At 44.2% G+C, this 12,293-nt stretch carries 13 protein-coding genes and 1 tRNA gene; 7 read left to right on the top strand and 7 right to left on the bottom strand.

What is annotated here, in order from left to right; genetic code table 11:
• On the top strand, positions 1–126 hold a 126-nt coding region (locus ICN36_RS11295; protein ID WP_216227731.1), incomplete at its 5' end, for a coproporphyrinogen III oxidase.
• A gap of 145 nt (positions 127–271) precedes the next feature.
• Here ICN36_RS11295 and ICN36_RS11290 read toward each other — a convergent pair.
• Positions 272–577, bottom strand: a complete 306-nt coding sequence (locus ICN36_RS11290) for a high-potential iron-sulfur protein (protein ID WP_216228456.1) — start codon at positions 575–577, stop codon at positions 272–274.
• 172 nt (positions 578–749) lie between these two features.
• Between ICN36_RS11290 and ICN36_RS11285 the strand changes: the two genes are divergently transcribed.
• Both ICN36_RS11285 and ICN36_RS11280 read left to right on the top strand, forming a co-directional pair.
• Entirely contained in the window at positions 750–1,103 is a 354-nt protein-coding gene (locus ICN36_RS11285) for a hypothetical protein (protein ID WP_216228455.1), read from the top strand.
• 161 nt (positions 1,104–1,264) lie between these two features.
• The gene (locus ICN36_RS11280) at positions 1,265–1,711 is read left to right on the top strand and encodes a phosphate-starvation-inducible protein PsiE (RefSeq protein ID WP_216228454.1); all 447 of its coding nucleotides are present in this window, start codon (positions 1,265–1,267) and stop codon (positions 1,709–1,711) included.
• A gap of 600 nt (positions 1,712–2,311) precedes the next feature.
• Here the strand turns inward: ICN36_RS11280 and ICN36_RS11275 are convergent.
• Positions 2,312–2,878: an SRPBCC family protein gene (locus ICN36_RS11275; RefSeq protein WP_216228453.1), complete on the bottom strand. Its 567-nt coding sequence runs from the start codon at positions 2,876–2,878 to the stop codon at positions 2,312–2,314.
• Between the two features lie 242 nt (positions 2,879–3,120).
• A tRNA-Ser gene (locus ICN36_RS11270) sits at positions 3,121–3,210 on the bottom strand.
• Positions 3,211–3,345: 135 nt separating this feature from the next.
• Here ICN36_RS11270 and ICN36_RS11265 point away from each other — a divergent pair.
• Complete coding sequence (locus tag ICN36_RS11265) at positions 3,346–3,591, top strand: AbrB/MazE/SpoVT family DNA-binding domain-containing protein (protein WP_216228452.1); 246 nt, start codon at positions 3,346–3,348, stop codon at positions 3,589–3,591.
• Complete coding sequence (locus tag ICN36_RS11260; RefSeq protein ID WP_216228451.1) at positions 3,591–4,013, top strand: type II toxin-antitoxin system VapC family toxin; 423 nt, start codon at positions 3,591–3,593, stop codon at positions 4,011–4,013. The genes ICN36_RS11265 and ICN36_RS11260 overlap by 1 nt, the downstream gene beginning before the upstream one ends.
• Here ICN36_RS11260 and serS read toward each other — a convergent pair.
• From serS to ICN36_RS11245, 3 genes are read right to left on the bottom strand one after another with little or no spacing between them, the layout of a single operon-like run.
• Positions 4,010–5,320: a serine--tRNA ligase gene (gene serS / locus ICN36_RS11255; RefSeq protein ID WP_216228450.1), complete on the bottom strand. Its 1,311-nt coding sequence runs from the start codon at positions 5,318–5,320 to the stop codon at positions 4,010–4,012. The genes ICN36_RS11260 and serS overlap by 4 nt on opposite strands.
• Positions 5,321–5,378: 58 nt before the next feature.
• Positions 5,379–6,059, bottom strand: a complete 681-nt coding sequence (locus ICN36_RS11250; RefSeq protein WP_216228449.1) for an outer membrane lipoprotein carrier protein LolA — start codon at positions 6,057–6,059, stop codon at positions 5,379–5,381.
• Positions 6,060–6,068: 9 nt separating this feature from the next.
• Positions 6,069–8,381, bottom strand: a complete 2,313-nt coding sequence (locus ICN36_RS11245) for a DNA translocase FtsK (RefSeq protein ID WP_216228448.1) — start codon at positions 8,379–8,381, stop codon at positions 6,069–6,071.
• A 39-nt stretch (positions 8,382–8,420) separates the two neighbouring features.
• Here ICN36_RS11245 and trxB point away from each other — a divergent pair, with 39 nt between their 5' ends.
• The gene (gene trxB / locus ICN36_RS11240; protein WP_216228447.1) at positions 8,421–9,377 is read left to right on the top strand and encodes a thioredoxin-disulfide reductase; all 957 of its coding nucleotides are present in this window, start codon (positions 8,421–8,423) and stop codon (positions 9,375–9,377) included.
• Between the two features lie 89 nt (positions 9,378–9,466).
• Here the strand turns inward: trxB and ICN36_RS11235 are convergent, their stop codons facing one another.
• The gene (locus ICN36_RS11235) at positions 9,467–11,527 is read right to left on the bottom strand and encodes a sodium-translocating pyrophosphatase (protein WP_216228446.1); all 2,061 of its coding nucleotides are present in this window, start codon (positions 11,525–11,527) and stop codon (positions 9,467–9,469) included.
• A 193-nt stretch (positions 11,528–11,720) separates the two neighbouring features.
• Between ICN36_RS11235 and ppa the strand changes: the two genes are divergently transcribed.
• Positions 11,721–12,257, top strand: coding sequence for an inorganic diphosphatase (gene ppa, locus ICN36_RS11230; RefSeq protein ID WP_216228445.1), 537 nt, complete (start codon positions 11,721–11,723; stop codon positions 12,255–12,257).
• The last annotated feature ends 36 nt before the right edge of the window (positions 12,258–12,293 follow it).

Genomic DNA, 12,293 nt, shown 5'->3' with positions numbered 1-12,293 from the left:
ACTGAATCGATTCTGATGTCGATGCCACCAGTGGTTCAGTGGTGGTACAACTGGCAGCCAGCTCCTGGCACGCCTGAGGCTAAGTTATATGACCATTACCTCAAGCCACGAGATTGGCTAGCTTGAGCGCTATAAAAAAATCGCCCACATGGGGCGAAAAGTTGGAAAAATAGGGACTTCAAAATTCATTCTAAGATTTATTGGCATAAAGTCAATAACCTTGCATTCAGAGATATGTGCACCCCTTTAATGAGGCCAGCAAAGGCTTGACCTATGCTTTTTTATTGTATGCAGAGCACCAGCCCTTAATAGACACTTGCTTTCCAGGATACAAAGGGCAACCGCCAGTTGCTGCAGCGCCACCTTGGTAAAGAGCGCAGTTTCCACAAGCCTGTGGAGCGGCATACTTTGGAAATTTAGCCTTATCCACCTTAGATGCGTCTGGATTGTAGCCAAGTGCAGCAGCCTGAGGATCAGCAGGAGAGAGCATTGCCTGGGCTTGAGCATGCTTATTTAAAGCTAATGCCGTAACGCCAGCAATAGACATTGTCATAAAAGTACGCCTAGTAGTTTTCATCTTGACTCCTATCGTGTTTAACATGAATATATCACTACGGTTTGATCATATATTAAGTAAATATAAATGCCAATATCGCCAGCTTAGCAATTTAGGCTCAATTAGAAATTTAAACCACGGTAATAAAAAGAATAGATGGCATTAAATTAATCAGTATCTAGTAAGGCTCAAAATGGCACTACAAACATTACATACAATCACAGTTGATGATTTGGCGTTTACTAATCCTGCGCTACATGCTCAGTATGTCATCTTAGTAACGAAGTTAATAGATAAGCTTAGAGAATTGAGTAAGAAAAATAGCTCCATTGCTACATCCTCCAGTCTGACAGAAAAATATGACACAAATTCTAATGAGGCTTATTTGGATTTAATTCTTTCCAATGAGAGCAATAGTTTTAGTGCGCGAATTTATATTCATCAACTGAAATATTTTCTTATTGAAGTAAATGGTATAGGTAAATTAGCGAATACGGCCGAGGATGTTCTAAATATTACTGACGAGGGGATTTCTAAGATATCCTAGATAAAAAAATAATCATTTCTTCGTTGTTAGCTTCAAGTGGTTTCTGTACGAAATCAGAAGTTTGATAGAAATCCCCGAATCTAGAGAATCTAATGCTCTTTTATTTTTTAAATTCTCAGAATAGAATTAATCAAATAGCATAGAAAATTAACAAGATAAATATGTCACCCAAGCCAACAAATAAAAGTTCTAAGCTTGAAATCTCCTTGGAGAAAATCTCTGACCCTATTGGGAATTTATTTGTCTCTTTATTTCATCGTATTGCATTGTTTGGAATTGGAGCTGCAACAGTATGGTCAGGGGTTCATACTTTTTTAGGGATGATCAACAAAGGTGCCGCTTCTATTGAAGATCTTTTATTGCTATTTATTTTTTTAGAAATTGGTGCAATGGTCGGAATTTACTTTAAGACCAATCACATGCCAGTCAGATTCTTAATTTATGTTGCTATAACTGCAGTGACAAGACTGATTATTGATTTAGCAAATACAAAGCATGATGCTGATGTGCAAATCTTAATTCTAGGAGTCACAATCCTAATTTTGGCCCTTGCAAATGCTCTAGTTCGCTATGCCTCCAGCAGATTTCCAGCAAACTCCAGCGATTAATATTATTTTCTAGCTCAAGGGGATTGTGCTCGGCAATTATTTACTGTCACAAACCTCAGCTATTAAGGGACTTTATTTTCAGTCTATTTCTAAAAATTTAGAGCTGAAAAAAATAATGCCAAAATTGATATTGTCAAAAAAATAGCAATAAAAATAGCACCAAATATAAAATATATTTTTGCCAATTTGTCTCTGGCTTCAATTGCCCTGTTGTTCACTGGTTACCCTTGATTTAGTAAAATTTGTCCTTAATAGTTGTATTTAAGCATATCTTTTAAGTATTTGAATGCTTTAGCTAGTGCTTAATGATGGTTAGGTCAATTAAAGTCCTCTAAAGGCTATGGAGGCAAGGGGAATGAAGGCTTATATTGCTGCTGATCCAAAGATAACTATTTAACAAACGTATAGATATTGTTTAAAACAACATCGCAAATACCGACCCTGGATAAACGTCGCTTAAACCGACGCTTGCCTGACTCAAGGATGTCTGTTTGATTTGTCCTTTTAAAGAACATTTATAAATGGGTATATCTGAGACAAATGCCTTCTAAACGTACCAAGTGTTAAATACAGCCATTCATAACCTGAGAATTAAGTAACTCACTTACAGGCCAACACTTCGGGAGATTTATGCTGTGCGGCTCTTTGAGCCATAAATTCAAATCGTCCGCGAATGCTATTTTTCATGAAGTACTCAATAACACTTGATGGAATAACTGATTGAGGCTCTACCAAGGCCTCGTACTTAAATGTAGTGGAATCTTTGTCTGGGATAAGCTTCCAGCTACCTTTATAAAACTTGGTATCCCCACTGATTTGTTCAAAAGATACTTGGCGATTAGACATCTCTGTATATTCAATAGTAGATTTGAGCTCGATTGGGAAAAATAAAATTTGCTCTTCGATGACTCTATAAACACGAACCTTATTACCCTCCTTAGAAATTACCCTCGATTCCAGTATGCCGGGGATATTTTTAGCGCCTTCATAGGCAGTAATAAAAGCAAAGGCATTGCAGATATTAATGGGAACGGTATAGGAAGCGTCTATCTGAATACGGCCATCAATCACTCTAGTGCTCACCCGAACATCATGAGGGTTCATATTTTCTTGAGCATAAACACCGAAGATTGGGGTGGCAAGGGTTAGGAATAAAAGCCATTTCATTCTTTAATTTTATTGGCTTATTGGATTTGTCGCTTTGAACGATACCCCGATTCACCAGTAAAGATGTTATATCCGAGGCCTATGGAGTACAACTTTGCAGACCACAAGAATGAAAAAACCACCCGATGGATTGAACCCTCCTTTTAGATCGTAATGAGCGATTTTTTTGAGCGTAATACGCACTATTTGCGGAAACGATTCACGTTTAGGTGTTTTATAAATCGCCATAAAACCCATGCTGGTGGCGGAGAGGGAGGGATTCGAACCCTCGGTACCTTTGACAGTACGCTTGATTTCGAGTCAAGTACATTCGACCACTCTGCCACCTCTCCGAACCGAGAAATCATTATAGCCAGCGATACATAAAGCCATATAGGCAATGTTGACTTAAAAAATCTGGTCAAAAGGGATAAACCTCTTTAATATAGATATACACTTATGTATATCTATATTAAAGAGGTTAAGACATGAATATTCAAATTTCAAAGTGGGGTAATAGCCTGGCACTTCGCATTCCCGCTGCATTCATTAAAGAAATCCAGCTAAAGGATGGAGATAAGGTTGAAGCAACCTTATCGAAGGATGGCGCACTAATTATTAGACCGCAAAAATTAGATCGCAAGGCAATTGCAGCAGATCTTAGAGCATTTAGAACTACTTTGAAGATGGGTAAATCAGTGATGGATGAAGTTCGCTCAGGGGCGCGCTACTAATGATTTATGTTGACACCAGTATTTTAATTGCCTTATGCACAACAGAAGAAAAGAGTGACGCCGTTGATACATGGCATGAAAACAGTTCTGCAAAAATGATTTCCTCAACTTGGGCATTTACAGAATTCTCTAGCGCACTTAGCCTAAAGGTCAGAACCAATCAAATAACTGAAAAACAGAGTCGTGAAGCTTGGAAAAAATTTGACAGTCTTTGCCAAAATGATATTGAACTAATGCCCATTGAGAGCAAAACGTATTACTCTGCTGGAATTTTAGTTGTTGATAGCAAATCAAATCTCAGGGCTGGTGACGCACTTCATCTTGCCGCCGCAAAGCAGTTCAAATCTAAATCTATGGCAACTCTAGATAAAGTTTTAGCGAAAAATGTTGATAGAGTAAAAATTAAAGCTGTTTTAATTTAATTCGGCTTTAATATCTCTAAACCGCCCAAGTAAGGTTGCAATGCTTTAGGAATAGCAATACTGCCATCTACCTGTTGCTTGTTCTCAAGCAGTGCTACCAATGCCCTACCAACAGCAAGACCTGAACCATTCAAAGTGTGAACCAATTCTGGCTTACCTTGACCTGCTTTAAATCTGGCTTGCATGCGTCTTGCTTGGAAGTCACCCATGCTAGAGCAGGAGCTAATTTCTCTATAGGCGTTTTGTGATGGCACCCAGACTTCTAAGTCATAAGTCTTGGTGCTACCAAAGCCCATATCACCAGTGCAGAGCAATACTTTTCTGTATGGCAATTCCAGTAATTCCAGAATACGTTCAGCGTGACCGGTGAGATCTTCCAAGGCTTGCATGGAGTCTTCGGGCCTAGTAATTTGCACCAACTCTACTTTGTCAAACTGATGCTGACGAATCATGCCACGCACATCACGGCCATAACTACCTGCCTCTGAGCGGAAGCATGGTGTGTGTGCCACAAACTTCATCGGTAAGTTATCGGCGTTCACGATTTCATCGCGCACTAAATTAGTAACTGGTACTTCTGCAGTTGGGATTAGGTAGAAGTTTTCTGTTTTAGCTTCCCCGCCCTCATCCTCGCCACCCATTTGACGTGGAACTTTAAATAGATCCTCTTCAAACTTAGGAAGCTGTCCTGTACCACGCATAGATGCCGCATTAACCATATATGGTGCATACACTTCTTGATAGTCATGCTTTGTAGCATGCGTATCAATCATGAACTGGGCTAAGACGCGGTGCAATCTGGCAATCGACCCCTTGAGAACTACAAAGCGCGAACCGCTAATCTTAGCTGCCACCTCAAAGTCCAAACCGAGTGGACCACCAAGATCAACGTGATCTTTAATCTCAAAATCAAAAATAGGCTCTTCACCCCAACGCTTTACTTCTTTGTTTTCTTTTTCATCCTTGCCTGTTGGCACAGAATCATCTGGAAGATTGGGGATACCCATTAAGAAATCAGAAATCTCTACTTGCAGGACTGCTAAACGTGCAGCGCCAGATTCCATATCGGTATTGACTTGCGCAACTTCAGCCATTTCTACGGCAGCATCCTCACCCTTACCTTTTTTCATACCAATCGCTTTAGACAATTGGTTACGCTTGGCTTGCAATTCTTCAGTACGAGTTTGTAAAGATTTACGTTCAGACTCCAAGGTGTTGAATTTCTCAACATCCAATTGGAACTTACGAGTAGCCAGGCGCGCAGCGACTGCGGCGATATCTTTACGGAGTAATTGCGGATCAATCATATGGAGCTTTGCTTGGTTCTTGTTTGGTTCTGGTTCGGTACTAATTGATAATGTGACTCTAGTTTAAGCGTAAGACTTCTGCCCCTGCTGGGGGAGTAAAGGTAAAGCGATTGGCTGGCAGACTCACATTGAGCTGAATCTTATCTAGGGTCACTAGAACAACGCTTCCTAGTCCATCAGTTAATTCAAGCGCCTTAGGCAAGCCATTGGACATGCCAATCGAGATCTTTGTATAGGGAAGATCATTTTTATTCTTGGCATTAGGATCTTTTTTAGGAGTCAATGCCACCCACTTCATCCCTAGACGCTCTTCACCTTCAATTAAGTCAAAGTGCTGATCTAGTGAGTTTTCACCAAACAGAATCGCTGCTGGTGTAGATGCTAATGCCTGCCCTGCTGGACGAAAGGTTGCTTGATTTAAGTCCTTGTCCCACAAGATCAGTTGCCTGCTATCGGCAATGAGTTTTTGTTCGTATGGCTTTTGCGTATCCCAGATAAAACGACCCGGACGCTGAAACACAAAATGACCCTGTGTCTGGCGCAGAACTTTTAAGCCCTTATCTTGCGGCTCATTCGCCTTAGGTGCGCGCAACTGTTGTTGCACAAAGTCGCCTTCAGCAGTTTTAGAGTTACGCACAAATTGACGTAACTGCTCTGAACCACTTTCGCTTTGGGAATAGGCTACATTTGAAAACAGAATGACTGTTCCAACAATTGCCGCAGAAAAGAATCTTTGCAAAATGAAGCCTTACTCTGAAGGGCGATGGAGGATCTCGCGATTGCCACCATTACCCATTTTGGATACGAGACCTGCTTTTTCCATATCCTCAAGCAGACGCGCGGCACGGTTGTAACCGATACGCAAATGGCGCTGGACTAATGAGATCGATGGGCGTTTATTTTCTAGAACAATGGCAACCGCTTGATCGTAAAGCGGGTCGGCTTCGCCACCGCCCTCGCCAGTCAATGCATCCACATTGGATTCGTCAGCACCTTCGAGCACGCCATCAATATAGTTGGCTTCGCCCTTCTCTTTGAGCCACTCAACCACACGATGGACTTCATCATCAGATACAAATGCACCGTGCACACGTACTGGTAAGCCAGTACCTGGCGCCATGTACAGCATGTCACCCATACCGAGCAATGCTTCTGCACCCTGCTGATCCAAAATCGTGCGACTGTCAATTTTGGAGCTTACTTGGAAAGAGATGCGGGTTGGTACGTTAGCTTTAATCAAGCCAGTAATCACATCGACGCTTGGACGCTGTGTTGCCAATACCAGATGGATACCTGCTGCACGTGCTTTTTGCGCAATACGCGCAATCAACTCTTCGATCTTCTTGCCAGAGACCATCATTAAGTCAGCCAACTCATCGATCACGATGACGATCACTGGCGCTTTGTAAATTGGTTCTGGATCATCCGGAGTTAAGCTAAATGGATTGGTAAGCTTCTCACCTTTTTCTTCCGCTTCCAGAATCTTCTTGTTAAAGCCAGCTAAGTTACGCACACCAAACTTACTCATCAGTTTGTAGCGACGCTCCATCTCATTCACGGCCCAATTGAGTGCGTTATAGGCCTGCTTCATATCGGTGACTACTGGGCATAATAAATGCGGAATCTTGTCGTAGATTGCCATCTCCAGCATCTTTGGATCGATCATGATCAAACGCACTTCATCTGGCTTCGCTTTAAAGAGCAAGGACAAAATCATGGCATTAATACCAACAGACTTACCAGCGCCGGTGGTACCCGCAACTAAGCAGTGCGGCATCTTCGCCAAGTCAGCCACCATTGGGCTACCAGAGATGTCTTTACCCAAAGCGAGAGTCAGCAATGAGTGGTTGTCGTTGTAAACCTGTGAGGTCAAAATCTCTGACAAGTAAACAGACTGACGTGTTGGATTTGGCAATTCCAGAGCCATACAGGTTTTGCCAGGAATCGTTTCGACTACACGCATACTGACTACGCCAAGTGAGCGGGCTAAGTCGCGTGATAGATTAACAATCTGACTACCCTTCACACCAATCGCTGGATCAATCTCATAACGAGTTACCACTGGACCGGGGTAAGCCGCAATTACTTTTACCTGCACATTAAATTCCGCTAACTTACGCTCGATTAAGCGTGAAGTAAATTCCAATACATCTGCAGAAATTGTTTCTTTTGCTTCAGGGACTGGATCAAGTAATGCGAGCGGTGGTAATTCTGAATCTGGGATATCCACAAACAAGGGTTGTTGTTTCTCACGCTCTACACGAGCACTCTTTGGAATCTCAATAGGGGCACGCACGATTTGCACTGGAGCGGCCACTTCAATGCGTCCACGGAACTCTTCCACAAACTCTTCGCGCTCTTCCGCAGCAGCTTCACCCAACTTGCGATCTTCTTCACTGTCGCGACGCTCCCGAATGCGGTGATAGGTAACCTCCAGAAAGCGGCCCACTTTTTCAGCTACATCTAACCAAGAGAAATGAAGGAATAAAGACAGGCCCGCACAAAGGCCAAAGAGCAGAACCAAGGTTGCGCCGGTAAATCCGAGAGACATTTGCAGGGGATCACCAATCAGCTCGCCCAAAATGCCGCCAGGCGGTCTTGGAAGCTCCCAGGATAGGGAATGCATGCGGATAGACTCCAAGCCCATGCTGCAGACTAAAGTCAGGCCAAAGCCCAACCAACGCATCAATAGAGAATCTGGCTTGGCATCTGGATCGGGTGGCAATGGAATGCTCCAAAGCTCACGCCAGCCATTGAGGACACGGCGCCCAAAGAGAGCAACCCACCAAAAGGCTGAAATGCCAAAGATATAGAGCATTAAATCGGCTAAATAGGCCCCAAAACGACCCCCCAAGTTCTTAGGGGTCTCAAAACTGGCATGCGACCAGGCTGGATCTGCCTTAGAATACGTGAGCAAAATAGCAAATAAGCCCAGGCAAAGGCCCAAAGAGATGAACCAGCGGGCCTCCAATAAAAGGCGGGGCATCCTGCCCTGGGGGCCATTCTCTGGGGGCTGGGGGCTCAAAGGAGCCTTGGACTTCGGGTATGCGGTTCTTGCCATGTTCTCCCGATTGTAATCAAGCAAAACTATAATTTGAATATGACTACAAATACCCCAAAACACTCCAAAGTTCTCATCCTCGGATCTGGCCCTGCTGGCTACACCGCAGCAGTCTATGCCGCCCGCGCCAATTTAAACCCCACCCTCATTACTGGCCTGGCTCAAGGCGGTCAATTAATGACCACCACAGACGTGGAAAACTGGCCTGCGGATGCAGATGGCGTTCAAGGCCCGGAACTCATGGAGCGTTTTTTAAAGCACGCTGAACGCTTTAATACTGAAATCATTTTTGATCACATTCATACGGCAGCGCTCACAGAAAAGCCCATTCGCTTGGTGGGTGATTCTGGAACCTATACCTGCGATGCTTTGATTATTTCCACTGGTGCCTCTGCTCAATACATTGGCCTACCAAGTGAAGAAGTATTTATGGGTCGCGGTGTTTCTGGTTGCGCAACTTGTGATGGCTTCTTCTATCGGAATCAAGATGTGTGCGTAGTCGGAGGTGGTAACACTGCAGTTGAAGAAGCGCTCTACCTTACTGGCATTGCTAAAAAAGTCACCGTGATTCATCGTCGCGATAAATTCCGCGCTGAGCCAATCTTGAATGATCGCTTAATGGCGAAAGTTGCCGAAGGCAAAGTGGAGTTGAAATTGAACGCCACTCTTGATGAAGTGCTAGGCGATGAAAAAGGTGTAACTGGCGTTCGCATTAAAAAACAAGATGGCAGCACTGAAGATTTGGCTGTGACTGGCGCCTTTATTGCCATTGGACACAAACCCAACACCGACCTCTTTGTTGGCCAGCTCGACATGAACAATGGCTACCTCAAGACCCATTCAGGACTTGAAGGCAATGCAACTGCCACTAACATCCCTGGCGTATTTGCTGCTGGCGATGTGCAAGACCATATCTACCGTCAAGCGATTACCAGTGCTGGCACAGGCTGTATGGCTGCATTGGATGCGCAACGCTACTTGGAAACATTGGAATAAGTTTCCAAAGTCATTAAAGAAAACGCCTAGCACTGCTAGGCGTTTTTGTTTGTTGCAATTTTATTACTACTACATGTTTTTTATACCGCTTAACGAGAGACCATTGGCAAGAGTGGCACGATGAGCAATGCCACAATGTTGATGATCTTAATGAGTGGATTAACAGCCGGGCCCGCAGCATCTTTGTAAGGGTCGCCAACGGTATCGCCAGTTACTGCAGCTTTGTGAGCTTCGGAACCTTTGCCGCCGAAGTTGCCTTCTTCGATATATTTCTTGGCGTTGTCCCAAGCGCCACCACCAGTACACATCGAGATCGCCACAAACAAGCCAGTCACGATGGTTCCCATAAGCAAGCCACCTAATGCAGCAGGTCCTAACAAGAGACCAACGACGACTGGCGCTACTACTGGCAGGAGTGAGGGAACAATCATCTCTTTAATTGCTGCCGAGGTGAGCATGTCTACTGCTTTGCCGTACTCTGGCTTGGCAGTACCTTCCATGATTCCAGGGATATCACGGAACTGACGGCGCACCTCTTCTACCACCGCACCAGCGCAACGACCTACTGCTTCCATTGCCATCGCACCAAACAAGTAAGGAATCATACCGCCAATAAAGAGACCAATGATGACCATGTGATTCGATAAGTCAAAGGACACTTGTTGGCCCATACCCTCTAAAGCATGGGTGTAGTCAGCAAAGAGTACGAGCGATGCCAAACCAGCTGAACCAATTGCATAGCCTTTAGTAACTGCTTTAGTAGTGTTACCAACCGCATCCAATGGATCGGTAATATCACGAACTGATTGTGGCAAGCCTGCCATCTCCGCAATACCGCCAGCGTTATCAGTAATTGGGCCGTACGCATCGAGTGCAACCACAATACCTGCCATGGACAACATGGCTGTAGCTGCAATCGCAATGCCGTACAAACCAGCCAACCAGTAAGCCGCAAAAATCGCTGCACATACAAATAGAACTGGATAAGCAGTCGACTTCATCGAGATACCTAAACCGGCAATAATGTTGGTACCATGACCTTTGGTTGAAGCTTCAGCAATATGCTGCACTGGCTTGAACTGGGTACCGGTGTAGTACTCGGTAATCCATACCAAACCTGCTGTAAGCAACAAGCCCACTACTGTTGAGCCAAATAAGCGCCATTGACTTCCTGGGATACCCAAGGCGTCATCCGGCATGATGAAGTTCGTTACGAAGTAGAAAGCGATTAGCGACAAGCTACCAGCAATGATTAGGCCTTTATATAAAGCTGGCATTACGTTTCTCATGCCTGGGCTTGCTTTTACAAATGAGCAACCAATGATGGAAGCAATAATAGAAACGCCGCCAAGTACTAATGGATAAATAATCGCAGCGACTGGCGCGCCAGTAACCATCAATGAACCCAAGACCATAGTGGCAATCAAAGTCACCGCATAAGTTTCAAATAAGTCAGCCGCCATACCTGCGCAGTCTCCGACGTTGTCACCAACGTTGTCAGCAATCACCGCAGGGTTGCGTGGATCATCCTCTGGAATACCTGCTTCTACTTTGCCAACCAAGTCAGCTCCAACGTCTGCACCTTTAGTAAAGATGCCACCACCTAAACGGGCAAAGATCGAAATGAGTGAGGAACCGAATGCCAAGCCAATCAATGGATGCAATACAGAAGAGAGATCTTGCCCTGCGCCAATCGACACTAGGAACATAAAGAACAAGCCAACGCCTAAGAGGCCAAGCCCAACCACCAACATTCCAGTAATGGCGCCGCCCTTAAATGCCACATTGAGCGCTTCGTTCATACCCTTGGTAGCCGCTTCTGCAGTACGCACGTTTGCGCGTACAGAGACATTCATGCCAATGAAGCCGCAAGCACCGGAAAGTACTGCCCCGATGACAAAGCCAATTGCCGTTGCAAAATCCAGAAAGAGCGCCATCAGAATGGTTAAAACTACCCCAACTATGGCAATCGTTTTATATTGGCGCGATAAATACGCTGCCGCACCCTGCTGAATCGCCTCAGCAATTTCTTGCATCTTGGCATTACCTGTACTTTGTCTCAAAATCCAGCCGCGCATCACAAAACCGTAAATCACGGCTATGACACCGCACGCCAAGGCAAAATACAAGCCTAAAGTGACATTACTCATGCTTGAACTCCCTAAAGTTAATGATTTGTTAATCATTTGTTAATCTTTATTGTTTGCATAACCTGCACTTAGGTAGACCCGGATCCCGAAAGCTTTAAACTATGGTCTTTAAGCTGTATCAGTATGTAACAGAATCACTCCTGCTCCCCCTTGATAGGATCAGGGTATTTACTAATCATTATTCGGAGTATTTATGAGTCTCGAAAAGGTCAAGCCAGGTAAAAAGATCCCTGAAAGCTTCAACGTCATTATTGAAATCCCAATGAATGCCGATCCAATTAAGTATGAAGTGGATAAAGAGTCTGGCGCAATTTTCGTAGACCGATTTATGGGCACTGCAATGCACTACCCATGCAACTATGGCTACATCAACAAAACGATCGCCGGTGATGGTGACCCTGTTGACGTTCTCGTCATTACTCCATTCCCACTCATTCCAGGTGTAGTTGTTAGCTGCCGTGCAATTGGCGTATTGCAAATGGAAGATGAAGGCGGTGAAGATGCCAAATTATTGGCCGTTCCAGAAGACAAAATTTTGCCTATCTATACACACTGGCAAAAACCTGAAGATATGAATCAATTACGCTTGAATCAAATCCAACACTTCTTCGAGCACTATAAAGATCTAGAGCCGGGCAAGTGGGTAAAAGTCAGAGGTTGGGGTGGCGTTGCAGATGCTCATAAAGAAATTCTTGAGGGCATCGATCGTTACAACAAAGAGCACGCTTAATTTGGTATTTATTTAAATAGTTATTAGTAAAGGCTT

It is taken from the genome of Polynucleobacter sp. UK-Gri1-W3, from assembly GCF_018881595.1.
Classification (GTDB): Bacteria; Pseudomonadota; Gammaproteobacteria; order Burkholderiales; family Burkholderiaceae; genus Polynucleobacter.
This window is presented reverse-complemented; position numbering and strand designations above follow the sequence as displayed.